Annotated in this window: 29 protein-coding genes and 1 tRNA gene; 18 read left to right on the forward strand and 12 right to left on the reverse strand. The window is 64.5% G+C overall.

All coding sequences use genetic code 11. The features are described from left to right. Positions 1-39 precede the first annotated feature (39 nt). Positions 40-873 carry an aldo/keto reductase gene (locus tag LDL32_RS10475; RefSeq protein WP_233066636.1) on the reverse strand — a complete coding sequence of 278 codons (834 nt, stop codon included), beginning with the start codon at positions 871-873 and terminating at the stop codon, positions 40-42. Positions 874-1,067: 194 nt separating this feature from the next. On the opposite strand from LDL32_RS10475, the gene LDL32_RS10480 reads away from it, so the two are divergent. From LDL32_RS10480 to LDL32_RS10495, 4 genes are all read left to right on the forward strand, one after another. Continuing rightward, positions 1,068-2,099, forward strand: coding sequence for a dipeptidase (locus LDL32_RS10480; RefSeq protein WP_233066638.1), 1,032 nt, complete (start codon positions 1,068-1,070; stop codon positions 2,097-2,099). A gap of 80 nt (positions 2,100-2,179) precedes the next feature. Next, the gene (gene ahcY, locus LDL32_RS10485; RefSeq protein WP_233066640.1) at positions 2,180-3,478 is read left to right on the forward strand and encodes an adenosylhomocysteinase; all 1,299 of its coding nucleotides are present in this window, start codon (positions 2,180-2,182) and stop codon (positions 3,476-3,478) included. A 77-nt stretch (positions 3,479-3,555) separates the two neighbouring features. Continuing rightward, positions 3,556-3,960 (forward strand): DUF3597 domain-containing protein, encoded by a 405-nt coding sequence (locus tag LDL32_RS10490; RefSeq protein ID WP_233066642.1) that lies wholly within the window; start codon positions 3,556-3,558, stop codon positions 3,958-3,960. 127 nt (positions 3,961-4,087) lie between these two features. After that, positions 4,088-5,152, forward strand: a complete 1,065-nt coding sequence (locus LDL32_RS10495) for a transporter (RefSeq protein ID WP_370636691.1) — start codon at positions 4,088-4,090, stop codon at positions 5,150-5,152. A gap of 503 nt (positions 5,153-5,655) precedes the next feature. Here LDL32_RS10495 and LDL32_RS10500 read toward each other — a convergent pair. Beyond that, complete coding sequence (locus LDL32_RS10500; protein WP_233066644.1) at positions 5,656-7,026, reverse strand: NAD-dependent succinate-semialdehyde dehydrogenase; 1,371 nt, start codon at positions 7,024-7,026, stop codon at positions 5,656-5,658. Positions 7,027-8,089: 1,063 nt separating this feature from the next. Further along, positions 8,090-8,164, reverse strand: a tRNA-Gly gene (locus tag LDL32_RS10505). 225 nt (positions 8,165-8,389) lie between these two features. On the opposite strand from LDL32_RS10505, the gene LDL32_RS10510 reads away from it, so the two are divergent. From LDL32_RS10510 to LDL32_RS10520, 3 genes are read left to right on the forward strand one after another with little or no spacing between them, the layout of a single operon-like run. Next, entirely contained in the window at positions 8,390-9,367 is a 978-nt protein-coding gene (locus tag LDL32_RS10510; protein ID WP_233066647.1) for a tetratricopeptide repeat protein, read from the forward strand. Next, positions 9,364-10,131, forward strand: coding sequence for an LON peptidase substrate-binding domain-containing protein (locus LDL32_RS10515; protein ID WP_233066650.1), 768 nt, complete (start codon positions 9,364-9,366; stop codon positions 10,129-10,131). The genes LDL32_RS10510 and LDL32_RS10515 overlap by 4 nt, the downstream gene beginning before the upstream one ends. A 46-nt stretch (positions 10,132-10,177) precedes the next feature. Next, positions 10,178-10,372, forward strand: coding sequence for a Trm112 family protein (locus LDL32_RS10520; RefSeq protein ID WP_233066653.1), 195 nt, complete (start codon positions 10,178-10,180; stop codon positions 10,370-10,372). A gap of 20 nt (positions 10,373-10,392) precedes the next feature. Here LDL32_RS10520 and panC read toward each other — a convergent pair whose 3' ends face one another. After that, on the reverse strand, positions 10,393-11,247 hold the full coding sequence (gene panC / locus LDL32_RS10525; protein WP_233066656.1) for a pantoate--beta-alanine ligase: 855 nt from the start codon (positions 11,245-11,247) through the stop codon (positions 10,393-10,395). Positions 11,248-11,438: 191 nt separating this feature from the next. On the opposite strand from panC, the gene LDL32_RS10530 reads away from it, so the two are divergent. The 5 genes from LDL32_RS10530 to LDL32_RS10550 all read left to right on the forward strand — a co-directional run bounded on the left by LDL32_RS10530 (position 11,439) and on the right by LDL32_RS10550 (position 16,395). Further along, positions 11,439-11,588, forward strand: coding sequence for a hypothetical protein (locus LDL32_RS10530; RefSeq protein WP_233066658.1), 150 nt, complete (start codon positions 11,439-11,441; stop codon positions 11,586-11,588). Positions 11,589-11,674: 86 nt separating this feature from the next. Then, positions 11,675-13,072, forward strand: coding sequence for a siroheme synthase CysG (cysG, locus tag LDL32_RS10535; protein WP_233066660.1), 1,398 nt, complete (start codon positions 11,675-11,677; stop codon positions 13,070-13,072). A 144-nt stretch (positions 13,073-13,216) separates the two neighbouring features. Continuing rightward, the gene (locus tag LDL32_RS10540) at positions 13,217-15,238 is read left to right on the forward strand and encodes an FUSC family protein (RefSeq protein ID WP_233066662.1); all 2,022 of its coding nucleotides are present in this window, start codon (positions 13,217-13,219) and stop codon (positions 15,236-15,238) included. Next, the gene (locus LDL32_RS10545; protein WP_233066664.1) at positions 15,238-15,432 is read left to right on the forward strand and encodes a DUF1656 domain-containing protein; all 195 of its coding nucleotides are present in this window, start codon (positions 15,238-15,240) and stop codon (positions 15,430-15,432) included. The genes LDL32_RS10540 and LDL32_RS10545 overlap by 1 nt, the downstream gene beginning before the upstream one ends. 12 nt (positions 15,433-15,444) lie before the next feature. Further along, positions 15,445-16,395: an HlyD family secretion protein gene (locus LDL32_RS10550; protein WP_233066665.1), complete on the forward strand. Its 951-nt coding sequence runs from the start codon at positions 15,445-15,447 to the stop codon at positions 16,393-16,395. A 165-nt stretch (positions 16,396-16,560) separates the two neighbouring features. Here LDL32_RS10550 and LDL32_RS10555 read toward each other — a convergent pair whose 3' ends face one another. After that, the gene (locus LDL32_RS10555) at positions 16,561-16,782 is read right to left on the reverse strand and encodes a hypothetical protein (protein ID WP_233066667.1); all 222 of its coding nucleotides are present in this window, start codon (positions 16,780-16,782) and stop codon (positions 16,561-16,563) included. Positions 16,783-16,823: 41 nt separating this feature from the next. On the opposite strand from LDL32_RS10555, the gene LDL32_RS17870 reads away from it, so the two are divergent. Continuing rightward, positions 16,824-16,955, forward strand: coding sequence for a hypothetical protein (locus tag LDL32_RS17870; RefSeq protein ID WP_255673810.1), 132 nt, complete (start codon positions 16,824-16,826; stop codon positions 16,953-16,955). A 37-nt stretch (positions 16,956-16,992) separates the two neighbouring features. Continuing rightward, complete coding sequence (locus LDL32_RS10560) at positions 16,993-17,487, forward strand: hypothetical protein (protein ID WP_233066669.1); 495 nt, start codon at positions 16,993-16,995, stop codon at positions 17,485-17,487. An 82-nt stretch (positions 17,488-17,569) separates the two neighbouring features. Here LDL32_RS10560 and LDL32_RS10565 read toward each other — a convergent pair whose 3' ends face one another. Next, positions 17,570-17,830, reverse strand: coding sequence for a hypothetical protein (locus LDL32_RS10565; protein WP_233066671.1), 261 nt, complete (start codon positions 17,828-17,830; stop codon positions 17,570-17,572). Positions 17,831-17,945: 115 nt separating this feature from the next. On the opposite strand from LDL32_RS10565, the gene LDL32_RS10570 reads away from it, so the two are divergent. Both LDL32_RS10570 and LDL32_RS10575 read left to right on the forward strand, forming a co-directional pair. Next, a complete protein-coding gene (locus LDL32_RS10570; RefSeq protein ID WP_233066674.1) occupies positions 17,946-18,263 on the forward strand; it encodes a helix-turn-helix transcriptional regulator in 318 nt (105 codons plus the stop codon). An 85-nt stretch (positions 18,264-18,348) separates the two neighbouring features. Then, entirely contained in the window at positions 18,349-18,678 is a 330-nt protein-coding gene (locus LDL32_RS10575) for a hypothetical protein (protein WP_233066677.1), read from the forward strand. Between the two features lie 27 nt (positions 18,679-18,705). Here the strand turns inward: LDL32_RS10575 and LDL32_RS10580 are convergent, their stop codons facing one another. From LDL32_RS10580 to LDL32_RS10590, 3 genes are all read right to left on the reverse strand, one after another. Further along, complete coding sequence (locus tag LDL32_RS10580) at positions 18,706-19,428, reverse strand: M15 family metallopeptidase (RefSeq protein WP_233066678.1); 723 nt, start codon at positions 19,426-19,428, stop codon at positions 18,706-18,708. Between the two features lie 45 nt (positions 19,429-19,473). Beyond that, positions 19,474-19,704: a DUF2171 domain-containing protein gene (locus tag LDL32_RS10585; protein ID WP_233066681.1), complete on the reverse strand. Its 231-nt coding sequence runs from the start codon at positions 19,702-19,704 to the stop codon at positions 19,474-19,476. Between the two features lie 198 nt (positions 19,705-19,902). Further along, a complete protein-coding gene (locus tag LDL32_RS10590; protein WP_233066684.1) occupies positions 19,903-20,370 on the reverse strand; it encodes a hypothetical protein in 468 nt (155 codons plus the stop codon). Positions 20,371-20,594: 224 nt separating this feature from the next. Between LDL32_RS10590 and LDL32_RS10595 the strand changes: the two genes are divergently transcribed. After that, entirely contained in the window at positions 20,595-23,138 is a 2,544-nt protein-coding gene (locus tag LDL32_RS10595) for an excinuclease ABC subunit UvrA (protein ID WP_233066685.1), read from the forward strand. 90 nt (positions 23,139-23,228) lie between these two features. On the opposite strand, the gene LDL32_RS10600 is transcribed toward LDL32_RS10595, so the two are convergent. Next, positions 23,229-24,641, reverse strand: coding sequence for a gluconate:H+ symporter (locus tag LDL32_RS10600; protein ID WP_233066687.1), 1,413 nt, complete (start codon positions 24,639-24,641; stop codon positions 23,229-23,231). A 271-nt stretch (positions 24,642-24,912) separates the two neighbouring features. On the opposite strand from LDL32_RS10600, the gene LDL32_RS10605 reads away from it, so the two are divergent. Further along, positions 24,913-25,092 carry a hypothetical protein gene (locus tag LDL32_RS10605; protein ID WP_233066689.1) on the forward strand — a complete coding sequence of 60 codons (180 nt, stop codon included), beginning with the start codon at positions 24,913-24,915 and terminating at the stop codon, positions 25,090-25,092. A 48-nt stretch (positions 25,093-25,140) separates the two neighbouring features. Here LDL32_RS10605 and LDL32_RS10610 read toward each other — a convergent pair whose 3' ends face one another. Together LDL32_RS10610 and LDL32_RS10615 are read right to left on the reverse strand one after the other, a co-directional pair. Further along, positions 25,141-25,662, reverse strand: coding sequence for a hypothetical protein (locus LDL32_RS10610; protein ID WP_233066691.1), 522 nt, complete (start codon positions 25,660-25,662; stop codon positions 25,141-25,143). 130 nt (positions 25,663-25,792) lie between these two features. Beyond that, a complete protein-coding gene (locus tag LDL32_RS10615) occupies positions 25,793-26,404 on the reverse strand; it encodes a hypothetical protein (protein WP_233066693.1) in 612 nt (203 codons plus the stop codon). Between the last annotated feature and the right edge of the window lie 100 nt (positions 26,405-26,504).

A 26,504-nucleotide genomic window follows, 5' to 3' on the forward strand; every position in this document is an offset into this window, starting at 1 on the left:
CGTCACACCACGAGACGGACACGGGCGCAGGCGTAAGGATCATTCCTCCACATAGGTGGCGGGATCGCCGCCGGTACGGTTGTGCGGGCTGTCCAGCGTGGCGAGGTCACGCATGTCGTCCGCAGTCAGCTGGAAATCGAAAGCGTGCAGGTTGGCCCGCATGCGTTCGGGGTGCGCGCTTTTGGGAATGGGGACCGCACCGCGGTCGATGACCCAGCGCAGCAGGACCTGGGCCGTGGACTTGCCATGCCGGGACGCCACACGCTGCACTACCGGGTTTTCCAGCAGCTTGCCGCGGCCCAGCGGGCTCCAGGCTTCGGTCAGGATGCCCATCTTTTCATGCATGGCCAGCAGCGTGCCCTGGGCAAAATCCGCATGCATTTCAATCTGGTTGACTGCGGGTGTCACCCCGGTTTCATCCACAAGGCGCTGCAGGTGCTCGGGCAGGAAGTTGGACACGCCGATCGAGCGCACCCGCCCCTCGTCGCGCAGGCGGATCATCGCCTTCCAGCTTTCGACATACTGGTCCTTCATCGGCAGGGGCCAGTGAATCAGGTAGAGGTCGACATAGCTCATCTTCAGCCGCGCGAGACTGGCATCAAATGCGCGCAGCGTGCTGTCAAACCCTTGGTCGGACCCACGCAGCTTGGTGGTGACGAAAATATCTTCCCGCCCCACATCAAAGCTGACCAGCCCGGTGCCCACACCACTTTCATTGCCGTAGCGCGATGCCGTGTCGAACAGGCGGTAGCCCGCCGTCAGCGCCTCGCGCACCGCGGCCTCGGCCTGCGGGTTGTCAAGGGGATAGGTGCCGAAACCCATGGCGGGAATACGATGCCCATCGTTAAGGGTAAGCAGGGGAATGGTGGTCATGGTGGTTCCTTCGTCAGACGCGCCCGACCACACAGGGGACCCCGTCGCATGGACGGCAGGGTGGCAACCGGGCCGGGGCAGGACGTGGGTCGCCGCTGACAAGCCTAACGGCAGAAAGCAGGTTTCGGTTTATGCCCAGTTTTCAGGACCGGGTTGCATGTGGTTCATTATCACCATCCAGAGAGGGAGACCCCATGACCGATCCATCCCCGCACGCCACCCCCCACCCCACGCTCCTGACCATCGATACGCATGTCGACATTCCGTGGCCCGACCGGGGTGACTTCGCCACCGGCGCGCCCTCGCGCCGGGTGGACCTGCCGCGCATGCGGGCAGGCGGACTGGGGGCGGCCTGCCTTGTCGCCTATGTGGGGCAGGATGCGCGCGATGCCGCCGGCCATGCGGCGGCCAGCGCTCGGGCGCTGGACATGCTGGGCGTGATCGCCCGCACGGGCGAGAATGCGGGCGTGCAGGTATGCGATACGGCGGCAGCGGTGCGCACGGCCCATGCGGCGGGTGACATCGCCATCATCCCGGCAGTGGAGAACGGCTATGCGATGGGGGAGGATCTCTCGCTCATCGCGCGCTTCCGCGCCCTGGGCGCACGCTACATGACCCTGACCCATAACGGCCACAACCAGCTGGCCGATTCGGCACGGCCCATGCACCACCTCAACGATCCCGACAGCCTGCATGGCGGCCTGTCCGCGCTGGGGCGGGACGCGATCACCGAGATGAACCGCCTGGGCATGCTGGTCGACGTATCGCACACCGCGCGCACAACGATGATGCAGGCGGCGGAACTGTCCCGCGCGCCGGTCTTTGCCAGCCATTCATGCGTGCGGGCGCTGTGCGACCACCCGCGCAACCTTGATGATGGCCAGCTTGATGCGCTGAAGGCCTGCGGCGGGGTGATCCATATTACCGCGATGGATGCCTTCCTGCGCCCGCGTGACGTGCGCGAGATGCGCCCGGTCACAGTGGCCGACTTCGTGGACCATATCGATTATGCGGTAAAACGAATCGGTATCGACCATGTCGGCATCTCGTCCGATTTCGATGGCGGGGGCGGCATACGCGGCTGGGCCGATGCCTCCCAGTCCGGCAATCTGACGGCGGAACTGCGCAGCCGGGGCTATGACAACGGCCAGATCGCCGCACTGTGGGGCGAGAATTTCCTGCGCATCCTGAAACAGGCGGAAGAGGTCGCCCGCACGATGGCGTGAACATGAAATGCCGCCTGCTCTGGATCAGTCGCGCACGAACGGCTATATCCTGTGCCGAATTGACAGACACAGGATAAAAAATGACCACCAGCACCGACTACAAGGTCAAGGACATCTCCCTCGCCGAATGGGGCCGCAAGGAAATTTCCATCGCGGAAGGTGAAATGCCCGGTCTCATGGCGCTCCGTGAGGAAAAGGGCGAGTCCAAGCCGCTGAAGGGCGCGCGCATCGCCGGGTGCCTGCACATGACGATCCAGACCGCCGTCCTGATCGAGACGCTGACCGCGCTGGGCGCGACAGTACGCTGGTCGTCGTGCAACATCTTCTCGACACAGGACCAGGCGGCAGCAGCCATCGCGGCCACCGGCGTGCCGGTCTTTGCCTGGAAGGGTCTGTCCGAGGAAGAGTTCTGGTGGTGCATCGAGCAGACCATCAAGGGGCCGGACGGCTGGACGCCGAACATGATCCTCGACGATGGCGGCGACCTGACGACGCTGATGCACGAAAAATATCCCGAGATGCTCAATGACGTGCGTGGCGTGTCCGAAGAGACCACGACCGGCGTGCATCGCCTGTGGGACATGGCCAAGAAGGGCCTGCTGAAGGTTCCGGCCATCAACGTCAATGACAGCGTCACGAAGTCCAAGTTCGACAATCTGTATGGCTGCCGTGAAAGCCTGGTGGACGCGATCCGCCGTGGCACGGACGTGATGATGGCGGGCAAGGTTGCCGTGGTTGCCGGTTATGGCGACGTGGGCAAGGGTTCCGCCGCATCGCTGCGCAACGCGGGCTGCCGCGTGCTGGTGACGGAAGTCGACCCCATCTGCGCGCTGCAGGCCGCGATGGAAGGCTACGAGGTCGTGACGATGGAAGATGCCGCCCCGCGCGGCGATATCTTCGTGACCGCCACGGGCAACGAGGACGTCATCACGCTGGAGCACATGCGTGAGATGAAGAACCGCGCCATCGTGTGCAACATCGGGCATTTCGATTCCGAAATCCAGATCGGCGCGCTGCGCAACTTCAAGTGGGACAACATCAAGCCGCAGGTGGATGAGGTCATTTTCCCCGATGGCAAGCGCCTGATCGTCCTGTCCGAAGGCCGCTTGGTGAACCTGGGCAATGCGACGGGCCACCCCTCCTTCGTCATGTCCGCGTCCTTCACCAACCAGACGCTGGCCCAGATCGACCTGTGGGAAGCGCCGGCAGGCAAGTACGAAAACAAGGTCTATACCCTGCCCAAGCATCTCGATGAAAAGGTGGCCTTCCTGCATCTGGCCAAGGTCGGCGCGCAGCTGTCGAAGCTGTCAGAGAAACAGGCGGACTATATCGGCGTACCGGTCAGCGGTCCGTTCAAGAATGACCTGTATCGTTACTGAGTAACCGCGCGACACGCTAACCTGTGCATGATGTTCCCGGCCCCCGCCGGGAACACCTTACCCTGGAGAACGATATCATGAGCATCTTCGGTACGATCCTGTCCAAGATCTTCGGCAGCCACACCGCGGCGGCAGCCACACCGGCCGCCGCCCCCGGCGCGGCCCCTGCCGCAGCAGCCCCGGCAGCTACGGCAGCCGCCACCCCCGCGGCCGCTCCCGCCCAGCCGGTGGACGTGGATGCGGTGCTGGGCGCACTGGCCGCCAAGAACCCCGAAAAGCTGAACTGGCAGACATCCATCGTCGACCTGATGAAGCTGCTGGGCATGGACAGCTCGCTTTCCGCGCGCAAGGAACTGGCGACGGAACTGCACTATACGGGCGACATGAACGATTCCGCTTCCATGAACGTCTGGCTGATCAAGCAGGTCATGGCGAAGCTGGCGGCAAATGGCGGCAAGGTTTCCCCCGAACTCATGAAATGATGCCCGGCTGAAACGCGGACGGGCGGGCGTGTGGCCAGAAGCCACCGGCCGCCCGTTTTGTTTCTGGCCAGACAGGACCAGTTGAAATCACCCGCGCCCGACCTGCGGCATGATGGAGGGATATGCGATGGAAACCGTCCCCGATTTCCCGATGGCGGATAATGCCGCATCCCCTGCCGCCGGGCTGCCCTCCGCCACATCCGTCTCCAACGGGCTGGTCTGGGCCATTGCCTGCCAGGCAGGCCAGCGGCCCCGGCGGCTGAACGACGAACAGATTGTCCATGCGCTGGAAGGCCATCCCCCCGAAAGCCCGGGATCGTGGGTCTGGCTGCATTACGACATCGTCCATACCGCCAGCCGCGCCCACATACAGTCCATACCCTGCCTGCCCGAGGAAGTGCGCCTTGCACTGGGCAGCACGGACCGGGGCACGAACGTGGAAGCGGAAGGGGACATCGTCTACGGCGCCCTGCCCGGCTTTGACGATGCCATGTCGGAGGACGACAAGAACCTCTCCGCCTGGCGCTTCGCGGTCCTGCCGACCCTGCTCATCACCACGCGCCGGCAGCCCGTGCCCGCGCTGGGTGTTGTCTACCGCGCGCTGCAACGTATCGATTCACTCGATTCCCCCGCCGAGGTGGTTGACCATACCCTGCTCGAGTTTGCCGATACCGTGCGGCGCAATATCGGCATGCTTGATGACCAGCTGGACCGGGCCGAGGACCTGCTGCTGACACTGGACCAGCACACGGATTTCGGGCGCATAAGCGGGCTGATCGGGCGGGTGCGCCGCCGCTCGACCGAATTGCGGCGCGTGATCTCGCCCGTTGACCGCATTTTCCATAACGAGGACCTGGAACTGCCTGAATGGGCGGAGGATGACATACGCGACCGCTCCCAGCGCCAGATCCACGCGGCACTGGATGACCTTCTGGCACTGCAGGACCGCGCGCGCTCGCTACAGGATGAACTGGCATCGGGTCAGGCGGAAGAAACCAACCGTCGCCTTTATACCGTTTCCATCGTGACCACGCTCATGCTGCCCGCGACCTTCGTGACCGGTTTTTTCGGCATGAATACCGGTGGCATGTTCCTGGCTTCGGGCACCATGGGCACGGTGGAGGCCGGTGGCATCTGCTTTGTATTCATGATGATCACGTGGATGCTGCTCAAGGTGATGAAGCTGCTGTGACGCCGCGCGTGCGCAGGGAACGCCCTGTACGCTGGCACAGTCATGGAGTGCCCATGCGTCAGGCGCACTGGCAGAATGCACTTTGCTCCATGGCCCGAAAGCGACCCGAAGCCATGTAAGCAAGGCAACATCAACCCATCCCTGAACGGCCGCAGCCTGCAAGGACGCACGGGACCGGCGCGCTGCGAAAAAGCAGGGTGACAGCCTGGCCCGGTGCCGGAGTGACCTGGCATCCCATGCGCGGATGTATGTGTTTTTCAGCCAGATGCTGGACTATGGCCATCCGGATTTCACAACCGGAAACATTCCTCATCAATCCATAACCCCCGGCACCGGACACGGGGCGTGTAACGGATATTATTGATTCTGTTTCCAGTACAATTCCCGTATCCGGATGTTTGTTCAAACCTGTATTGTCTATTACATAATGCTGTCATCAATACAGGTGGCATATGGAACGCCGCCCCCCATCATGCGACAGGGGACGGAACCCGCAGGCTGGATCAGGGCGTATGGACCAGTTTGCGGTTCAGGAATTCCTCAATGCCGAATTCCGAAAGTTCGCGGCCATAACCGGAATTCTTGATCCCGCCGAAGGGCAGGTCGGGCGCCGTGCCGGTAATGTTGTTGATGAACACCATGCCCGTATCGATCCGTGCCGCGACGCGACGGCCACGGTCCACATCGCTGGTCTGGATGGACCCACCCAGCCCGTATGGCGAATCATTGGCCATGGCGATGGCTTCATCATCGCTGCCGACAGAATAGACGATGGCGACGGGGCCAAAGATTTCCTCATAGAAAATGGGGTTGTCCTTGGTAATGCTGGTCAGGATCGCGGCCTTCATGAAAAAGCCATCGCGGTCGATCTTCGTGCCACCCGCAACCAGTTCTGCCCCGTGAGACACGGCCTTTTCCACCTGCGACACGGCACGTTCCATGGCGGCCTGGCTGCTCATCGGACCGTGGGTGACGCCCTGTTCCAGCGGGTCGCCGTACTGGAATTCATTCACTGCCACCTTCAGCCGCGACGTGAATTCCTCAACCAGTGACTTATGCACGATCATCCGCTTGGCGGCGGTGCAGACCTGGCCGTTATTGGACATGCGCCCGCGAATGGCCATGGGCACGGCCTTGTCCAGATCGGCATCATCCAGCACGATGAAGGCATCGGACCCGCCCAGTTCCATCGTGCTTTTCTTCAGCGCGCGACCGGCCTGTGACGCCACGGCACTGCCCGCGCGTTCGCTGCCGGTCAGGGCGACGCCGCGGATTTCGGGGCGTTCAATCAGCTTTTCGGACTGGTCATTGGTAATGAACAGGTTGGTATAGGCGCCTTCGGGCACGCCCGCTTCGCGGAACAATTCTTCAAATGCCACCGCGCACTGCGGCACGCTCGGCGCGTGCTTTACCATGACGACATTGCCCGCCATAAGGTTGGGGGCGGCGACGCGGGCCAGCTGGTAATAGGGGAAGTTCCACGGTTCCACGCAATAGATGATGCCCAGCGGTTCGCTGGTAACGGTTGCATGGCCCTGGGACACCGGCAGCTCACGCGGCGCGAGGAAGGTTTCGGCCTTTTGCGCGTAATAGGTGAGTATATCGGCCGAAAGCTCGATTTCCCCAATAGCCTCGGGCAGGATCTTGCCCATTTCAATGGAAATCAGGCGGGCGTGTTTTTCCTTGTCCCGGCGCAGGATATCCGCTGCCTTGAGGATAAGCGTGCGACGCTGTGCGATGGCGCGGTGTCGCCAGTCACTTTCCCAGAACTGGTGGGCGGTGGCCAGCTTCGCCAGCATTGTCCTGTCATCATGAAGGTCAAAGACCTTTTCCGTCTTTCCGGTAGCCGGATTGATGGTGCGATAGGGACTCATGTTGTCATGTCCTTTATTGTTGCTGCGCTGGTCGTCGCTTTATAGGCAGACAAAGGTTTGCATCGCCTGAACGCAGAGCAGGGTGTCAGGTCAGGGGAATGTTCCCGGCTGGAGCGGCCTGTCCGGGAACGCTTCGCCTATCGTGACTATATCCGCCCGTAGCGTGTCAATGCGCAATGGAGACAGGGCAGGGCTACGCACGCTGAAGCCCCGCCGCCCGTTTGCGGACATTCAGGCCGGGCAGGCAGTATGACGGCAGCGTGCGGGCGTGATCATCACGTGGGTTTGAACGGCATGCAGTCTTCAGGGACCGTTCCGGTCGCCCACCCGTAAAACATCGTGCGCCCACCGAATACATTTTCGATGAAGCTTTCCTGAAAAAGCATCCGGTCACACTGCTTTCCCCATAAGATGGTAAAAAATGCACCAGGTCAGCACCACGGGAAAACAAGACGCGATGTCCGCCCCGGCCGGGAATCCGGTGCCGGATGCTGTCTGACTGAATGGTTCGCACGGCTTGCCCGGGGCGCGTACTTCCATGTTGTGACCGGCTGACCGTCACCAGGCGGCATCCCGCCCGGATGCCGGGCCGCAGGACATGCACCCGCATGGGCCGCCCGATACCACGCGCCCGGAGCAGGAGTAGGGATGTGATACCACAATCGCCGCATACCCGATATCGCATTGCCTGCCCGGACGACTTCAGCTCTCCCATAACGGGCGCATATCATCCCCTCCGGACCCCATTGCAGGGAGCGTGCGGCGGACGAAATATTTCGGCATGGTGGCGCTGCAGGACTGCGCGACAGGATATCCGGTCTGGCATGGCAAGGACATCACTCACCCGCAGCTTGCCGAATGATGACAATGGCAGGCGCGCCGACCATTCTGCGCTACCGCGTCATCAGCATAGTGAAATGCACGCTGGCATGAGGGGGGCGCAGTCGCCTCACGACACCCCACCCACAAAAGCGGTGGGACCCCGGTAGTGGCCAGAGCCAGGAACGACGAAAGCCGCCTTGCGGCGGCTTTCTCGTGTCCATCTGATTTTCCTGAGAAAATCTGGAGCGGGCGATGGGATTCGAACCCACGACCCCAACCTTGGCAAGGTTGTGCTCTACCCCTGAGCTACGCCCGCGCTCCGTGTCGGTGAAGCGGTTTTTACGGTAAAGCCCTGTTCCCCGCAAGGGGGAAAAATGCTTTTCCCGAAGTTTTTTTCCACCCGCCGCCAGATGGTTGCGACTATGGCCATGAATGCCAATCTAGTGTGAATATGCACATGAACCGGCCAGCAGGGGCATGGGGCGCACCCATGTCCGCCCTGTGCCCCCGATGGCCGCCAGAGCGACAGGAAGACGACCAGATGGACTACATTATCGGCCAGACACCCCGGCATGACGGTGCCCGTCCGGCAGGCGCTGCAGCAACTGCGGCCCCGGGCGGCAGGCCCGACCCGGTCATGGATGGTACGCAGGCCACCTTCATGCGCGACGTGGTGGAAGCCAGCCGCGACATGCCGGTGCTGGTCGATTTCTGGGCGCCATGGTGCAATCCGTGCAAGCAGCTGACCCCCGTGCTGGAAAAGGTGGTGCGCGCGGCTGGTGGCAGGATACGGCTGGTCAAGGTAGATGTGGACGCCAACCGCGCCCTGACCCAGCAGCTGACCCAGATCGGGCTGCCGCTGCAGTCCATCCCGCTGGTCGCCGCCTTCTGGCAGGGGCAGATCCTTGACCTGTTCCAGGGCGCCAAACCCGAAAGCGAAGTCCGCCGTTTTATTGAAAACGTGCTGAAATCCGCCGGTGGGGGCGCCCTGCCCGCCGCTGACCTGATCGACGCCGCCCGCAAGGAAATGGCCGAAGGCCGCGCCGAGGCGGCAGCGGGCCTGTTCTCGCAGGTACTGGAAATCGAGCCCGAGAACCCCGCCGCATGGGGCGGGCTTGCCCGTGCCCTGATCGAGATGGGGGATGAGGAAGGCGCTGAAACCGCATTGAACGACGCCCCCCCCGCCATTGCGAACCATGCCGAGATCACGGGGGCGAAGGCGGCACTCGAACTCAAGCGCGAAGGCCGCAAGGCGGCGGAGGAAGCAGAGGAAATCCGCGCACGCATCGCTGCCAATCCACAGGATTACGCCGCGCGCTTCGAACTGTCCGCGGCCCTGAACGCGGCAGGCAGGCGGGCGGAAGCCGCTGACGAACTGCTGGCCATCATGAAGGCGGACCGGCAGTGGAATGATGACGCCGCGCGCAAGCAACTGATCCGCCTGTTCGAGGCATGGGGCCAGACCGACCCCGATACGCTGGCTGCGCGGCGGCGCATGTCCTCGCTGCTGTTTTCGTGACGCGGCACGACGGAAGGGGGCGCGTCATCATCCATGATGACATCCCCCGCCACATTCCGCAGATAGGGGAAATGACCCTGGCGGACTTCCCGGCGGAACTCGGCCTGTTCCCGCTTGATGAAGCCCTGCTGCTGCCACGGGGGCGGCTGCCGCTCAACGTGTTCGAACCGCGCTATGTCGCGCTGGTGGAGGATGCGCTGGCGACCAGCCGCCTGATCGGCATGATCCAGCCCCGCCCGCTGGAGGGCATGGACGACACCATGCCCGCCGATGCCGACGAACCCGGCATGGATGATGGTTACAGCACCACGCCCCCCCTGTACGGCATAGGCTGCATCGGCCGTATCACCGCCATGACCGAACGGGCGGATGGCACCTATGCCATTACCCTGACCGGCATCGCGCGCTTCCGCCTGCTGCGCGAGACGCAGCTGCGCCGGGGTTACCGCGTGGCACGGGTCGACGTCTCCTCCTTCGTGTCCGACCTGACGGATGGAGAGGACGACATTCCCTTCGACCGTGAGGGCCTGCTCAACGCGCTGCATGATTTCTGCGAGGCACAGGGCGTGAGCACCCAGTGGGACGCACTGCGCCAGATGGATGACGCGGCACTGCTTGTCACCCTGCCCATGATCTGCCCCTTTGGCACCGCCCCGCGCCAGATGATGCTGGAGGCGCCAACCCCCGCCGCGCGCGCACGGATCCTGCGCAACCTGCTGGACGGGGCTGGACATGGACCCGGGGAGGGTGCATCCCCGTCCTGACCGATTTTGCCGTTAATGATCGCAACTCTGCATGGGATATGCCGCGATGACCGAAAAGCCGACCACCCCGCCACTCGACCCCCGGCTGCTGTCCATTCTTGTCTGCCCCGTGACAAAGGGGCCGCTGATCTATGACCGTGAGGCAGGCGAGCTGATCAGCAAACGCGCGGGCCTCGCCTTTCCGGTGCGCGACGGCATTCCCATCATGCTGCCGGACGAGGCCCGCCGTATCGAGGCGTAAGCCCCTTCCTCCACGCGGCCTCAGTCCCGGGGCGGAACCGGCATGCCGTCAATCAGCCGTACGCCCCCCAGCCATGCCGCCGCCAGCAGGCGCGCCGGCGTGCCGGGAAGCAACGTTGCCAGTGGCCGCAGGTCCGTCTCCGCCCGCAATTCGACATAGTCCACCGAATCGAAGCCCGCGGCAGCCAGCCGGTCCGCCGCGTCCGACAGGGCCGCCGCCACCCCGGTCCCGGCCGCGATATCCCGCGCGCAGGCCGCCAGCACGCGGGGCAGCGCCACGGCGGTCTGCCGCTGGGCAGGCGTCAGCCGCCGGTTGCGCGATGACAGCGCAAGCCCGTCCGCCTCACGCAGGGTGGGGCAGGACACGATCCCGACGGGCAGGTCCAGATCAGCCACCATGCGGCGGATCACCTGAACCTGCTGGAAATCCTTCTCCCCAAAGAAGGCGCAGTCGGCCAGCGTCTGCATGAACAGCTTGCACACCACCGTGGCCACGCCATCAAAATGCCCTGGCCTGCTGCCGCCACACAGCCCGGTGGATACACCCGCCACGGTAATGCGCGTGGCGAAGCCGGGCGGATACATTTCCGCCGCCGTGGGGGCGTACAGCACATCCACCCCTGACCGGGCCAGCAGGCGGCCGTCTTCCGCCAGCGTGCGGGGATAGGTCGCCAGGTCATCGGCATTGTCGAACTGGATGGGGTTGACGAAAACCGTGGTGATGACACGGTCCATCCGCGCGCGTGCCGCCTGCACCAGCGACAGGTGCCCCGCATGCAGCGCGCCCATGGTGGGCACCACGCCCACGCTTGCGCCCGCCTGCTTCCATTCCCGCACGCGCGCGCGCAGCTCGGCCACGGTGCTGATGGTTTCCATCGGCTGCATTCCCTTCCCTTATCCTCGATCCATGGTTCGCGGCATGCGTCTGCATGGCCCGGCCTGGTTGCTTACCATCTTTTGCCCGTGCGGTGTGAAGGCCGGCGGCGCGTGCGGGCAATTCACGTATTGGCGTGGTGAAGGCATGGCTTTTCTGCTATGGGAGCGATTGCGTTGTGCAGGAGGTTTTTTTGGCCCGTTTTCTTCCCGTCCTTGGTATCTGTGCCATCGTGCTGTCCCTGGCCGCATGCGCCACCAACACGCCGGGATCGGTCAAGGACCGTTCGACATGGGCACGCTGGGGCTATGCCGAAGGGCTGAAGACCGTCGCCTCCCACTGAACCGGCCGCCGCCGTCAGACCTGCCGGCTGCCCGGCCCGCCTTTCCTTGAGCTACAGGATGCCGGCCCGCCCGGCTGTTTGAGTACATGACCGATATTTCCGAACCCGCATGGTTCCCCATCGCGCTGCGCCTGGACGGTGTCCGGGTACTGGTGGTGGGGGGCGGCATGATCGCCGCGAACAAGGTGCGCCTGCTGCTGGCCCATCGCGCGCGGGTCGCGGTCATCGCCGCACGGCTGGATGAAGAAATGCGCGCGTGGCAGGAAGACGGCGCGATCAGCCACATCGCCACCAGCGCGGATGAAGCGACACTGCGCGCCGCCATGCCCGGCTGCAGGCTGGTCTATGCCGCAACCGATGACCGTGCGCTCAACCGCGTCGTGGCGGGGCTGGCGGGGGGGATGAACATTCCCGCCTGCGCGGTGGATGACCCGCAGCCTTCCAGCTTCATCACGCCCGCACAGGTCCATCGTGGCCTGGTACGCATCGCCATATCCACCGGCGGGGCGGCGCCCGTGCTGGCGCGCCGCCTGCGCGAACAGGTGGAAAGTTCCATCCCCGAGGGCACCGGCGCCCTGGCCGTGTTCATGCAGCGCCAGCGCGAGCACGTGGGCGCCGCCTGCCCCGACATATCCCGGCGCAGGCAGGTATGGGAAACCTTTCTCGACGGTACGGGCGCCCAGGCCGCCCGCACGGGGGACACCACGCGCGCGCGCGCCATACTGGATGACATCATCGCCCGCACCGCCACGCGCGGCGAGGTCTGGCTGGTCGGCGCGGGACCGGGCGACCCGGACCTGCTGACCCTGCGCGCGCTGCACATGATGCAGAATGCGGACTGCGTGCTGTATGACCAGCTGCTCTCCCCCGAACTGCTGGACCGGGTGCGGCGCGATGCGGAACTGGTGTTCGTGGGCAAGCGACGCAACAGGCACACCATGCCGCAGGAAGACATCAATGCCGAACTGGTGCGCCGCGCGCAGGCGGGCCAGCGCGTGCTGCGGCTCAAGGGTGGCGACCCGTTCGTGTTTGGCCGTGGGGGGGAGGAAATCGAAGCGCTGGTGGACGCGGCCATCCCGTTCCAGGTCGTGCCGGGCATCACGGCGGCCAATGGCTGCGCCGCCTATGCGGGGATTCCCCTAACCCACCGCGACTGCGCGCAGGCGTGCCTGTTCGTGACCGGCCATGCACGCGCCGATGGCACGCTGCACCTGCCATGGGACAGCATGGCGCGGCCGGGGCAGACGGTGGTGATCTACATGGGCGTGTCCGCGCTACCCGCCCTGTGCGCACGGCTTATGGAACACGGCCTGCCGTCCGACTGGCCCGCCGCCATCGTGGAACGCGGCACGCGCGCCGACCAGCGCGTGATGACCGGCACGCTGGGCACGCTTGCCACACAGGCGAAAGCCGCGGAAATCGGGAGCCCGGCGCTGATCTTCGTGGGTGAAGTGGTGCGCCACCGGGTGATCTCCCCCGCCTGAACCCTTCCCGCGCCACATGAATGGCCATGCATGATTTGTTATGAATCATCGGCTATTTTCATTGTATTGAGCGCCATGAGCCCACCGGACCCCACGGAGGCCATGCCAGGGATACAGACAAGCCACATGCGGCGCATTCACGACATGACACGCCTGCCCGCACCATGGGCGGACCGGCTGCCGCCGGGATGGCTGGGCTTCGGCCTGCGTACATGGTGCGCGCTCGTGCTCGGGCTGGCCACCGCTTTCTGGCTGCAACTCGACAACCCGCTGCTGGTGGGTGTCACGGTCATGATCCTGGCGCAGCCCCTGCGCGGGCAGGCGCTGTCCAAGGCATTCTACCGGCTGCTGGGCACGCTGGTGGGCATGGGCGTGTCCATCGTGCTGGTTGCGGTATGGAACCAGCAGCGCGGCCCGTTCCTGGGCGGTGTGGCGCTGTGGCTGGCGGCGTGCGCGTTCGTGGGGTCGCTGGAGCGCGACTTCCGGTCCTATGCCGCCCTGCTGTCGGGCTACACCGTGGCGCTGGTGGCGGTGAACTGCATCGACACACCGCAGAATGTCTTCAACATCGCCGTCTCGCGCGCATCCGCCATCACGCTGGGGGTGTTTGCGGTGGCGGTGGTCAATATCCTCTCCGGTTCCCCCGCGGCATGGCGGGGGCTGGCGGACGGGCTGAAACAGCTCACCCGCCCCATTAGCGAGACGGCGCGCGCGGCCCTCCAGCACCGTCACGACAGCGGCGCGCAGGCGGACATAAGGCTGGGCGCGCGCATACTGGCCCTGACCACGCCCCTGTCCTATGCCCGCACGGAACTGGAACGCGGCGGCATGCGGGCCAATGGCGCACGACTGGCCATGGTGTGCATGCTGACGGTACTGGACTGCGCGCGCGGGCTGGGCCGCCATGCCCGCCATGATGGCGTCGCCCCCATGGTGGCGGACGCCATTGCCCGCATCGCACGGCGGACCGACCTGCGCACCGATCAGGCAGGATTCATTGCGCATATGCTCGATGCAATCCGCGCGGAACAGCCCGGTCATGTCCCCAACCGCGACGAAGCCCTTGCGATGGAGCGTGCGGCCTGCATGCTCAGCGCCCGCACCCGGCTGCATGCGGGGCAGGAAATGCTGACCGAAGGGATCTGCCCGCCGGAACATGACCGGACCATCGGCATTGCCATCCAGCCCAATTACGTACTGGCCTTCATTGGCGCGCTGCGGGTGCTGGTCGGCTTTTCCTTCGCGGCGGGCGTATGTGTGATCACCGGCCTGCCGGGGGCGACCGTGGCACTGGCCCAGACCGCCCTGACCCTGACACTGGCGGCCACCAATGTGGATACCGCGCGCTTTGGCATGGGGGCGGTAATCGGCATTCCGTGCAGCGTGCTCGCGGCGGCTGTCCTGAACTTCTTCGTGCTGCTGCATGGGGCGGACATGCCGTTCCTTGCGCTGGCGCTGCTGCCACAGACCCTGCTGGCCTGCCTGCTGCTCATGCGTCCGTCCACGGCGGCCATCGGGTTCAATTACGGGGTGTTCTTCTTCGCCATACTGGGGCTGGACAATCACCAGAGCTACAACCCGACGGAATTCCTCAACCGCAACATCTTCTACCTGCTGGCGGCCCTACTGGCCTTCATCATCCTTGTGCTGCTGTTCCCGCCATCAGCACGCAGGCAGCGATTCTGGATGGGGGCAACCATCGTGCGCGCGCTGGAACGCCGCATGGCGGGGCGCGGCGAACCCGATGGCCCCGCCCGCCTGACCCGTTCCTATGACCGGCTGGCCCAGATGCAGTTCTGGACCGACCGCCTGCCCGCGACCCCGAGCAGCACACGGCAGATGGAAAGCTTCGCCACGTTCACGGAACTGGACGGGGCGCTGGCCCGGGCACGCAACTATGCCCGGCTGGCCGAGCAGCACACCCTGCTGCGCCCGGCGGCCGAACAGGCCCGGCGTGCCCTGATGCTGCGCGCGCCATGGGCCGTGTCCGCGCCGCTGCGCCAGGCACTGGCGGGCGTACCTGCCCCCACAGCCCAGCTTCCGCTGCCCACACAGATCGCGGCGATCAATCTGCTGGCAGGACTGAACGCGGTGCTGCGGGCATGGCAGGCGGCGGAGCCACGGCTGCGGCATTACGGCATTATCAGGACACGGAAGGCGCGGTGATGCGGCAGGTTGTCGATGTGGAAGGCGTGCTGGTTTCCGCCTTTGTCATGAATCTCGGGCTGGCCCTGTGCACGCTGCTGGTGCTGCGGGCCGTGCTGTCGTGGTTCAACCTGTGGCGGTTCGTATGGAACCCGCCGCTGGCGCAATTCGGCCTGCTGATCTGCCTTGTCGGCCTGTATACCCTGATCCTGTGAAAGAATCCTGACGTGTTCGCATATGCAAACCGCCTTGTGCGCCTGGCCATCACGCTTACCATCCTGCTGGTCGCGGCCATCGTGGCAATCGTGCTGTGGGATTACTATACCGCCTCGCCATGGACCCGTAACGGGCAGGTCCGCGCGCAGGTCGCCAACATCGCCCCGCGCATTTCCGGCCAGATCAATGATGTACGGGTGCACGACAATCAGCTCGTCCACAAGGGCGATATCCTGTACGTGATTGATCCGTTCGATTTCCGCGTGAAGGTGGATATCGCCATGGCGGCGGTAAACGAACGCCGCGCGGACCTGGAGTTCAAGACATCACAGTACGAACGGCGGCAGAAGATTTCCGGTGTTGCGGTATCGGGGGAGGAGAAGCAGCAGTTCGAGGCCGTGGCCCAGCAGGCGGAGGCACAGTATGCCTCGGCGCTGGCTGATCTCAGGCAGGCGCGCATCAACCTGGAGCGCACCGAGGTACGCAGTTCGATCAACGGCTATGTCACCAACCTGACCATGCGCGCGGGCGACTATGCCAATGCGGGGCAGGTGAACATCCAGATCATCGATGCGGATTCCTACTGGGTGGATGGCTATTTCGAGGAAACGAAAATCCATTCCATCGCTGTTGGCGAACCCGTGCGGCTGGACCTGATGGGTTTTCATGAACCGCTGTTCGGCCATGTGGAAAGCATTACCCGCGGTATTGCCAGCAACAACGCGGCAACCTCCATACAGGGGCTACCGGCGGTGGACCCGGTCTATACATGGGTGCGGCTGGCACAGCGCATTCCCGTACGCGTGCACATAGACAGCGTGCCGCAGGGTCTGGTGCTGGCTGCCGGCATGACCGCAACCGTGACCGTGGTATCGGAAGCCGGCAACCGCCGCCACATGTCCGTGCGTGACGCGCTCCGTCATGTGGGCGATGACATGCAGCATATCGCAGGCCATCGCTGACATCCCCTTATCCACAGATTCAGGGGACGAATATCCGGGCAACCCTGTGGATAAAAACAGCGGGAACCGGGGATAACGTGCATGTTTCCCCCGACTCGTTGAGAGTCGTATGAATTTTTTCTGATATGTCCGGCTTTTCCAGCCCGCATGCCTGCGGTGGCGCACTCAGGCGCGGGGCGGAAGGGAATAAGGATCATGCCGCTCGGGCAGGACGGGGGCGGACGCGCCCATGCGGTGGGCACGGTAGAGCAGGCCGTGCCCCAGCTTTTCAATCAGCATGCCCCGGCGCTGCATCCGCTCGTGACTGATGGCATACCCGATCTCCCGCACGATCTGACCACGCAGCACCTGCATCCACCCACGCAGGGCAAGTTTCTTCCGCGTCATGTCGCGCGCTCCCGTTCACCACCAAGTTAATTGTTATGTTCATGGCAGATAAGCTTTATGTGCATGACATTCAAGACAAGACACATGGTGTGAAAAGTTATTTATATTTAATGCCTGTCATGACATGCCGCCCATGGTGGTCCATGCGTATCACCGGCATGGCGCATCCATGATCACAATGGCCCGAACCAGTCCGCCATGGGGGATATCTTGCGTTACCTGTTCCTTGTCCTTGCCTGCTGCGCCTGCCTTCGTCCCGCCGCGGCACAGACGCCGTCCGCACAGGTCATAAGCACCCTGTTTGCCGACAAGCTGACCATGATGGATCTGGGTCTGATCCGCGCCGAACGCGCCATGCAGCATGAAATCGACAGCCTGCCCGACAGCTATGACAGCGACATGATGCCGGTGGCCGATTTCGACCCACGGCGCAACAGCATCCTGGTCGGAATCTGGTACCAGAACCATGACAGCTTTACCCGCGCGCAGTGCGACAGGCTTCTGGATACGGTCCGCAAATCCTTTGGCAACCAGCCAACCACCATCATTGCCGCCTGGTTCCGCCACCACGGCTATACGTCACTACGCGATGCCGGGCAGTTCTATGTCGGGCTGCGCAACATCATCTGGCTGGTCGTGACCGATGGGGACCGGGCATGCTCCTATTCCATGGCAACGGGACAGACGACCATCAACGGATTCTGAACACCCGAAAGCCAGCCAGTCCCCCTTAGCGCCGGCCACCGGGACAGAAGCGAGCGCTGGCGTCCGGCATCCGGGTCCGCGCTCAGGCACCCTGCCGGGGCACGGGATGCGCCATCGCGATGCGGACCGTCTCCATCTCGTCATCAAGATAGCCCACGATGTCGGTCGTATCGTAAGCACCTTCAAAATGCGTGGCCGCCAGTTCGGCCCGGATCGCGCCCAGCCGCGCCAGATGGTGCCTGAGACGCAGGACATGCCGCGCGACCCATGGCGGTTCATCTGGGGCAAAGCAGGCATCAATGGCGGCCTGCGTACAGCCATCGGGCAGGGTGGGATCTTGCATGGGAGGCTCTCCATTGTGTGCATAAAAACTACACAAATATCCTGCGGGCATAAGGATATTTTTCCGGAGATATTATTCCCTTGCCGCCTGTGCGTTTTTTTAGCACAGATTGAGTATGGAAAATACGCACAAAGACACACACACCTCGCCTTCCCCCTCCCGCACACGACCTCCACGACTGGACTGGCGCACGCTTGCACCCTCCGTCGCACAACTGCGCATGCAGGGATGTTCCACCCGTGAGACCGCACGCAGGCTGGGCCTGAACATCAAGACGCTGGAAGCCCACCTGCGCCGCCACCGCATCCGTCATGCCATACCCATGGACCGGCCCGATCAGGTCCGTCGCACCTGCCTGAACTGCGATAGCGCGTTCGTGGCCGATGGCCGCTTCCTGCGGTTGTGCCCCGACTGCCGGGCCATGTTCGGTTAAGGATGCTCACTTTCCCGTGCGTCGGGAACCATCCCACCTCCCCCACGGTTTCAGCGGTAGTCCCCCAGCACAGGATTCCCGGAATATGGGCAAACCCCGCCATCCCGACACGACGCCACCAGACCTGTCCCATGATCAACGCCGCATACAGTTCCGCATTGCCCTGCACCACGGCAGTGTGGCCACGCCGCCCGCCCGCACGAGGCCCGCGTGGCGCGGCCTGCGCTCCGCCGCCCTGCTGGGGCTGGCACTGACCCTTACGGCCACGGGGCTGGACGCGTGCAAGCGCCACCCGCAGACGGCGGGCGAGAAGCTGGACCATTTTGGTGACAAGATGCAGGATACCTTCGACCCGCCAAAAGGGCCGGGCGAAAAGGCAGGTCGCTCGATCGACCGCACACTGCACGACAATTAAGGATGCCAACAAGGCTACCGGTCCGGTTCAGGGCACCGGACGGCGGTCGATCTCGTCAAAGGACAGGTTCATGACGGGATAGTCCCGCCAGTCCATGAAATCGAAATGCCACCATTCCTCGGCCAGCGACATGAAACCGCTGGCCTGCATGATGGTGGCCAGCAGGTCACGCATCGCCCGCGCATCAGCCGATCCCCCCGCATAGCCCACATGGGCACGCGGGGTCATTTCATCAAAGCCGGATGGCATGGCCACAACCCGCCGGGTTGCCAGATCCCATAACGTCAGGTCTACCGCGCAGCCCCGGTTGTGGCGCGAACCCTGGGCCGGGTCCCCCACGAAATCATGCAGGGATTCAGGTACGGCGTAGCGGAACAGGGCACTGACATGCCACGGCCTGTAGGCATCATAGACCAGCAGCCCGAAACCATGCCGCGCCGCCAGCACCCGCGCATGTGAAAGGGCTGCCGCCGCCGGGCGCTGCATGAAGGCGCGCGCCGTGTCATAAACGGGAAAACCCAGAAAATTGCGCGCCGTGGCATAGCGTATGTCCAGCGCCACGGCAGGATCGAAGCAGGCCAGGTCGACCAGGTCGATCGCCCGGTGGTCCGTCTGTGGAAACGCGGGCATCCGCAGGGCCGCCACGGTGGCCCGCAATGCATCTGGTGACATGCGCAGGGGTACGCGGAATGTATCGTCCCCCCCACCCGGCAGCGGGCCAGCGGGCTGCCCGGCACTGTCTTCCACCATGGCGGCGCCTAACCTGACCGGTGGTGGCTGCGCGCAGTCCGGGCTTCAGGCCGGCGGGGTGTAGGACTGGACATCTTCCACCGTGTGGCTGAGCAGGATCTTGCCGTTACCGGACGACTGCACCCATGCAAGCGGAATGGTGAAGGTACTCTCCGCCGGGCCATCCACGGTAACCTGGATCGTGCCGTCGGCATTGACCGCCGTCAGCGTACCCATGCGACCGGAACCCGCCGCGACCACATCCTGACCCAGCATGGCCTGCGTTACATCTGTCATGAATTCCCTTCCATCATCGGGCCAGCGCTCCGCCCCGCGCACCCGCACGGAGGCCGGATCACGCGGTCCCCATATCGACCAGCGTACACATATCCGCCGCCCTGCCAACCCGCTCACGGTCCGGGGCCCCGCATGCGCCTTGCCCCATGCGGGGCCATACCGTGCATAACACGGCGCACCGGCAGGGGTTGCCCCGGCTCAGTTCACGCCAAACTGTTTGCGCTGGGACATGACCCGGTTCAGGCGCTCATTGTACGTGTGGTAGGTCCCCTTGGGCACGCAGCCCATTTCCTCCAGGTCCTCAAGCTTGATGCTGTCATTGAGCCAGGAATTGACCTCATTGAAACTGACTTTCTGCGGCACGTCGCGCCCGCTGAACACCACGGGGTCATCCTGCCCCTGCACATAGCCGAATTTCATGTACACGCCGCCCGGGGGTGGATTCTGCGCAGCCATTTCGCCGCACACCACGGATGCGCCATCCATGCCATGTGTCGTCACGTTGCGAAACGTCGCCCCATGCGCATCGGGCAGGGTGGCCGCGACATGGCGCTCGGCCTCGGCAATGACGGCAGGCGCCTGCCCCTGATGGCCGGAACCCGCCGCATGCGCCACGCCAGAGGCATAAAGGCCCATGGAGATACCCAGTACGATAAACCTTCTCATGCTTGCGCCCATCCGATCATTCATAGCGTCATAGCCCGGCTTTCCTGATGCGCCGCCCGGTCCCGGGGGTCAAGCGGGTGCGCCAGCGCCAGCCCGAACGCAATTTTATTACAGGCGATAATACCACTCGGACCGCGATGGTCATGCAAAATGATCCGGGAACGCTATAATGCGGCAGAGAAACCCGGCCCCGGCCGGGACAGCGCATCAAAGGCCATATGTTCATGTCACAAGACTCCCCAGCCCCCTCCCCTTCGACCGATCCACGCAGCCGGGCGGATTTCGTGCATGTGCGTGGCGCGCGCGAACACAACCTGAAAGACGTGGACGTGGACATGCCACGCGACAGGCTGGTCGTGTTCACCGGGGTGTCCGGCTCGGGCAAGTCATCGCTTGCCTTCGGCACGCTTTACGCGGAAGCCCAGCGGCGGTACCTGGAATCCGTCTCCCCCTACGCGCGCCGCCTGTTCCGGCAGATGCCGGTGCCCGATGTCGACAGCATCGAGGGGCTGCCACCCGCCATCGCGCTGCAGCAGCAGCGTGGCACGGGCACGGGCCGGTCATCGGTCGGCAGCATCACCACGCTGTCCAACCTGCTGCGCATGCTCTACTCACGCGCGGGGCACTATCCTGCCGGCATGCGGCGGCTGGAAGCGGAATCCTTTTCCGCCAACACGCCCACGGGGGCCTGCCCGCAATGCCATGGGCAGGGGCGCATCATGGACACGACCACGGCGCTGCTGGTGCCCGATGACAGCCTGTCCATCCGTGAACGCGCCGTGGCGGCATGGCCCACGGCGTGGCAGGGGCAGAACCTGCGTGATATCCTGATCACCATGGGCGTGGACGTGGACTGCCCGTGGCGCGACCTGCCGCAGAAGACCCGCGACTGGATCCTGTATACCGAGGAGACACCGACCTATCCCGTCTATCCCGGTCTGGACCATGCCACCGTGCAGCGCGCGATACGGCAGAACATCCCGCCTGGCTACAATGGTACCTTTACCGGCGCGCGGCGCTATGTGCTGCACACCTTCGCATCGTCACAGAGCGCGAACATGCGCAGGCGGGCCGAACGCTTCCTGACCGCGACACCGTGCCCCACCTGCCATGGACAGCGCCTCAACCCCGATGCGCTGCGGGTCACGCTTGCGGGGCTGAACATTGCACAGCTGACCTGCCTGCCGCTGTCCGCCATCGCACGCACCCTGGCCCCGCTGGCAGATGGCACGCTTGCGCCTGATGACGCGCCGCAGGCAGGCGAGGCCACGGCCATCGCGGCACGCCGCATGGCGACCGACCTGATCGCGCGCATCGCGGTGCTGGAACACCTGGGTCTGGGCTACCTGCAGGCCGACCGGTCGGTCACGACCCTTTCCCCCGGTGAATACCAGCGCCTGCGGCTGGGCACGCAGATCCGCTCAAGCCTGTTTGGCGTGGTCTATGTGCTGGATGAACCCTCCAGCGGGCTGCATCCGGCCGATGCCCATAACCTGCTGGATGCGCTGGAGGGACTGAAGGCCGGGGGCAATTCGCTCTTCATCGTCGAGCACAACCTGTACCTCATCCGCCGCGCGGACTGGATTGTCGATGTCGGACCCGATGCCGGCACACGGGGCGGGATGGTCCTGTACAGCGGCCAGCCCGATGGCCTGCGCGCCGTAAGCCAGTCACGCACGGCGCCCTACCTGTTCGCGGGGGATACGCCCATCGCGGGCACGCCGCGTACACCGGCAGGGTGGCTGAAGCTTGCGGGGGTGACTTGGAACAATCTCCATAACCTGGGCGTGGACATACCGCTGGGCACGTTCGTGACCGTGACCGGACTGTCCGGATCGGGCAAATCCAGCCTTGTCAGCCAGGCGCTTCCCACGCTGGTGGCCCAGGCACTGGGCCAGAAACTGACGGTCGACCCGGAGGCGGACAGCGTGGACGACCTGCCCGAAGGCACCCCGCGCGGGCAGGTGATGGCAGGTGCCGACCGGCTGAAACGGCTGGTCATGATCGACCAGAAGCCGATCGGCCGCACGCCACGCTCCAATCTTGCCACCTATACCGGCCTGTTCGACACGATCCGGCAGATGTATGCCGCAACCGACATGGCAAAGGCACGGGGATATGACGCGGGCCGCTTTTCCTTCAACCTGCCCAAGGGCCGCTGCCCGACCTGCGAGGGAGCGGGATCGGTCATGGTTGAACTGCTGTTCCTGCCCAGCGTGTATTCCCCCTGCCCCACCTGCCATGGCACGCGCTACCGGCCCGAAGTGCTGGAAGTCACCATACGCGGCAGGTCGATTGCCGACATACTGGGCATGACGGTGGATGAAGCCGCCGCGTTCTTTGCCGATACGCCATCCCTGTCCGCCGCACTGGGCACGGTGCGGCAGGGCGGGCTTGGTTACCTGAAGCTGGGACAGCCCGCGACCGAACTGTCCGGTGGCGAGGCGCAGCGCATCAAGCTTGCGACCGAGCTGCAGAAGCAGCGCCGCGGGCATACGCTCTATATCCTCGATGAGCCGACAACCGGCCTGCATCCCGCGGATGTGGACCGCCTGCAGGTGCATCTGCAGTCCCTGGTCGATGCCGGGCATACGGTGGTCGTGGCCGAGCATGACATGCGCGTGGCCGCGCGCGGGGACTGGATCATCGACATGGGCCCGGAGGCGGGGGACGGCGGCGGCCAAATCGTGGCGGCGGGCACACCGCATGATGTCGCACGCGACACCGCAAGCAGGACCGCCCCCTACCTGCTGCCGCTGACGGGCTGAAAACATAAAGAAATTTCTGGTGAAGCCTTTTTCAGAAAGCTTCAGGGAACGCCGCCTTCCTGAAAAGGAGGCGGCACCCGGAAACTTTTATCAATGCCCCGCCTGCGCAGGCAGCACGGCCCACAGCCCGGCCACACCGGCAAAGACCAGCACGGAGGCGACCAGTGTCATCACACTCCAGCTCCGCAGCCCCTCGCGCACGCTGACACCAGACATGCGGGTCACGATCCAGAACCCGGCATCATTGACATGGGAAAGCCCCATGCCCCCGGCCCCCATGGCCAGCGCCATGAGTGCGAGATGCGTCTGGTCAAGATGCAGCCGCCCGATCATGGGGCCAAGAATGCCTGCCGTGGTCATGAGTGCCACGGTGGTCGGCCCCTGCGCCACGCGCAGGATCATGGTCAGCACAAAGGCCAGGACCAGCAGCGGCAACCCGGTTGAAGCCAGCAGGCCGCCCAGCGCATCCCCCACGCCGCTACCCACCAGCACCTGCGCGAACGCGCCCCCCGCCCCGGTAATCAGGATGATGATGGCCGTGCCCGGCAGGGCGGCGGCCACCACGTCGGACACGGTGCCAAGCGCCATGCCGCGCCGCAGCCCCAGCAGCCATGCGCACATGATGACATCCAGCCCAAGCGCCACAAAGGGAATGCCAGCAAAGACCAGCACCCCGCGCAGGGGGCCTGGCGCCATCAGTTCACCGGCCAGCGTGCCACCGACCATCAGCATGACCGGCACGGCAATCACCAGCGCGATCTCCCCCATGCCGACAGGCTGGCGCTGGCTGGCCTGCATGAACAGCCGGGCCGGACCATCCGCCGTGTCATGGGTCCGGGCCGTATCGCGTGCCTCATCCACGACGGCGCGGATATCGGGTGTACAGCCAAAGGGGCGGGCCATGATCGGGCGGGTCAGGACATAGGTCAGCCCGGTGGCCATGGCGGCCAATGGCAGGCCCAGCAGCAGCATGTGGCCAGCCCCCACGCCCAGCGCGCCCGCCACCGCCACGGCGCCGGGATGGGGCGGCAGCAGCGCGTGTACCGTCAGCATGGTCACCGCCATGGGTATGCCGAACACGGCGGGCGGGCGGCCCGTCTGCCGCGCCATGCCATATACCAGCGGCATGAGCATGATGACGCCGACTTCAAAGAATACCGGAATACCCACCCCGAAGGCCGCGATGACCAGTGCCAGCGGCACATGGGCCGCGCCCACGCGCGCGACAAGTCGGGCCGCCACGACCGCCGCGCCACCGGAAAGGTCGATCATGCGCCCGATCATCGCCCCCAGCGCCACGATGATGGCGATATGGCCCATGGTACGGCCCATGCTGCCCTGAATGGCATCAGCCAGCCGGTCCACCGGCATGCCGGTCAGCAGCGCCACCCCTACCGCAACGGCCAGCAGCGCCACGAAAGGATGCAGCCGCGCCCATAATATCAGCACCAGAAGGGAGGCAATACCGCCAAGGCCGGTCAAGATCAGCGCGAGTGGAGTCATGGGCGAATCCCGTGCGTAAGGGCGACCACGCGCGCATGGCCAAACGCATCTTATCGGGCATACGGCAACGCCCCGCAACGCCGCCACGCACTAAAAGCATATGCCATGCGGAAAACAGCGGAATACCGACATTTTTTTGATCTCTGCCGTACCCGTCCCTGCCGGGCATGATTTTCCTGCTTGACAGGCTTCCGTCCTGTCTGCATTACGCGCCACCGGTCACGCACCGCAGTCGCTTTTTTGGGGCCAGAGCGCCCCGGGACGTCACGCCATGACAACCATGATCACACCATCCCTGTCTTCCACGCGCGGCCTGCATGCCCGCCGCGCGGCCGCGCATGCGAAAACGGTCATGCGTGAAATGTGGATCGTGCCGATGGTGGTCATGGGCAGCCTGCTGTGCGGCGGCGTGGCGACCCTGTTCTCCCACCTGCTGGGCCACGGCGGCTAGGCAGGCAGCCCCGGAAACGGGGCCGCAATCAATGCCGCGGGGGCCGCTTCAGCGCGTCGCGTGGCGCACCGGGGCCTGCCTGCCCGCAGCCTGCGGCGCTGACTGGGCCAGCCAGTGGATGCGTACGTTGCGCAGTTCGAAATTACGCTGCCCCTGTACGCCCATGTCCCCGAACGGGTCATACACCACGCCACTAACTTCCGCCCGGCAGCGTTCCTGCTGGCCGGTATCACCACAGATCTGCTGGGCCCTGCGCAGGGAGGCTTCCTCCATGGTCGGACCATCAAGCGGCACGGTGCCATTCCAGTCCACCTGACCGGGCAGGTCCGCAATACGGAACGCCGCGCAGTCGGCCCCCCCCGAATTGGCGGAGGTGATGTAACACCCCTGTATGCGCACCGGCTTGCCCACGTACTGGGCCGCCTGGTTCTGGAATGCCGCAACATCCAGGGCAGGCACCGGGGCTTCGGGCCGATGCTGCGGGGAGCGTGCCATGGCCGCCACGGACACCATGCCCGTGGCGATGACAGCCAGACCGGCCAGCGCGCCAAGATGAAAACGTCGCCTCACGTCCTGTATTCCTTCCGTTGGGTATCAGCCTGCGCTGACGGTACGGAAGGAAGTTTCAGCCATACGGGCGGGCATTGTCACCACGGCGCAACGTGCGGTCTGCCATGCATGTACAACCGGAGGGGATTGGTCAGAAAGGAGAGGCCTTCTGCCCGGCACCCTGCCCCAGATCGGCAAAATGCTGGGTTTCCGCACAGCCGCGAAAACGGTCGAGCACGGGAATGCTGCCCACCAGGTTGACGCTGAGTGTGGTGCGATCCCCATATTTGACCACGGCCATGTGCGCGCCCGCCATGGCGTTGAGCAGGGTGGTCAGTTCGGTGGCCGGAATATCGGCCGACAGGGTCGTGGCATCATTGGCCTGCATGTGGAAGACGCGGGTATAGGCGCCCACGGTAACGGTCATGTCGCCCTTCTGCCCGCTGGCCAGGGTCCAGTGGTCATCCGCGCTGCGCACCTGCAGCGAATCCGCATCGGCGCGGAACATCAGGATCTCGCTTTCGGAGCCTGCAATGCACAGGTCGGTATGCACGCCGGAATCCGGCGTGTGATGAATGGCCACCCAGCCACCCGCGCGTTCATCCACCAGCATCTGCGATGGATTCTGGCTGCTGCCCTCATCCTCCGGCAGCATGGCCACCGGCACGGCGCGGGGTTTTTCATCATAGGACTGCGCCCCTGCCACCCCCGGCAGGGTAGCGAGCGCCAGACAGCCCAGAAGAATGTTCAGTTTCCTGTTCACTTTGCGACAATCCCCATTGCAACAGAGACCGACGAATCGGAGTTGTAACCCATCAAATCAATCGCGGCAGCGTGATATTGACATATATTGTCATAATTGT

The organism is Komagataeibacter sp. FNDCF1 (assembly GCF_021295335.1).
GTDB lineage: Bacteria > Pseudomonadota > Alphaproteobacteria > Acetobacterales > Acetobacteraceae > Komagataeibacter.

What these genes read in the sequence shown, in the direction of transcription:
- cysG (WP_233066660.1), top strand. Translation starts at nt 11,675, where the DNA reads ATGACCGATATTTCCGAACCCGCATGGTTCCCCATCGCGCTGCGCCTG.
- LDL32_RS10500 (WP_233066644.1), bottom strand. Translation starts at nt 7,026, where the DNA reads ATGAGTCCCTATCGCACCATCAATCCGGCTACCGGAAAGACGGAAAAG.
- LDL32_RS10490 (WP_233066642.1), top strand. Translation starts at nt 3,556, where the DNA reads ATGAGCATCTTCGGTACGATCCTGTCCAAGATCTTCGGCAGCCACACC.
- LDL32_RS10575 (WP_233066677.1), top strand. Translation starts at nt 18,349, where the DNA reads ATGGGCAAACCCCGCCATCCCGACACGACGCCACCAGACCTGTCCCAT.
- LDL32_RS10475 (WP_233066636.1), bottom strand. Translation starts at nt 873, where the DNA reads ATGACCACCATTCCCCTGCTTACCCTTAACGATGGGCATCGTATTCCC.
- LDL32_RS10580 (WP_233066678.1), bottom strand. Translation starts at nt 19,428, where the DNA reads ATGGTGGAAGACAGTGCCGGGCAGCCCGCTGGCCCGCTGCCGGGTGGG.
- LDL32_RS10595 (WP_233066685.1), top strand. Translation starts at nt 20,595, where the DNA reads ATGTCACAAGACTCCCCAGCCCCCTCCCCTTCGACCGATCCACGCAGC.
- LDL32_RS10520 (WP_233066653.1), top strand. Translation starts at nt 10,178, where the DNA reads ATGACCGAAAAGCCGACCACCCCGCCACTCGACCCCCGGCTGCTGTCC.
- panC (WP_233066656.1), bottom strand. Translation starts at nt 11,247, where the DNA reads ATGGAAACCATCAGCACCGTGGCCGAGCTGCGCGCGCGCGTGCGGGAA.
- ahcY (WP_233066640.1), top strand. Translation starts at nt 2,180, where the DNA reads ATGACCACCAGCACCGACTACAAGGTCAAGGACATCTCCCTCGCCGAA.
- LDL32_RS10585 (WP_233066681.1), bottom strand. Translation starts at nt 19,704, where the DNA reads ATGACAGATGTAACGCAGGCCATGCTGGGTCAGGATGTGGTCGCGGCG.
- LDL32_RS10600 (WP_233066687.1), bottom strand. Translation starts at nt 24,641, where the DNA reads ATGACTCCACTCGCGCTGATCTTGACCGGCCTTGGCGGTATTGCCTCC.
- LDL32_RS10590 (WP_233066684.1), bottom strand. Translation starts at nt 20,370, where the DNA reads ATGAGAAGGTTTATCGTACTGGGTATCTCCATGGGCCTTTATGCCTCT.
- LDL32_RS17870 (WP_255673810.1), top strand. Translation starts at nt 16,824, where the DNA reads ATGGCAGATAAGCTTTATGTGCATGACATTCAAGACAAGACACATGGT.
- LDL32_RS10510 (WP_233066647.1), top strand. Translation starts at nt 8,390, where the DNA reads ATGGACTACATTATCGGCCAGACACCCCGGCATGACGGTGCCCGTCCG.
- LDL32_RS10540 (WP_233066662.1), top strand. Translation starts at nt 13,217, where the DNA reads ATGACACGCCTGCCCGCACCATGGGCGGACCGGCTGCCGCCGGGATGG.
- LDL32_RS10545 (WP_233066664.1), top strand. Translation starts at nt 15,238, where the DNA reads ATGCGGCAGGTTGTCGATGTGGAAGGCGTGCTGGTTTCCGCCTTTGTC.
- LDL32_RS10605 (WP_233066689.1), top strand. Translation starts at nt 24,913, where the DNA reads ATGACAACCATGATCACACCATCCCTGTCTTCCACGCGCGGCCTGCAT.
- LDL32_RS10480 (WP_233066638.1), top strand. Translation starts at nt 1,068, where the DNA reads ATGACCGATCCATCCCCGCACGCCACCCCCCACCCCACGCTCCTGACC.
- LDL32_RS10565 (WP_233066671.1), bottom strand. Translation starts at nt 17,830, where the DNA reads ATGCAAGATCCCACCCTGCCCGATGGCTGTACGCAGGCCGCCATTGAT.
- LDL32_RS10495 (WP_370636691.1), top strand. Translation starts at nt 4,088, where the DNA reads ATGGAAACCGTCCCCGATTTCCCGATGGCGGATAATGCCGCATCCCCT.
- LDL32_RS10570 (WP_233066674.1), top strand. Translation starts at nt 17,946, where the DNA reads ATGGAAAATACGCACAAAGACACACACACCTCGCCTTCCCCCTCCCGC.
- LDL32_RS10555 (WP_233066667.1), bottom strand. Translation starts at nt 16,782, where the DNA reads ATGACGCGGAAGAAACTTGCCCTGCGTGGGTGGATGCAGGTGCTGCGT.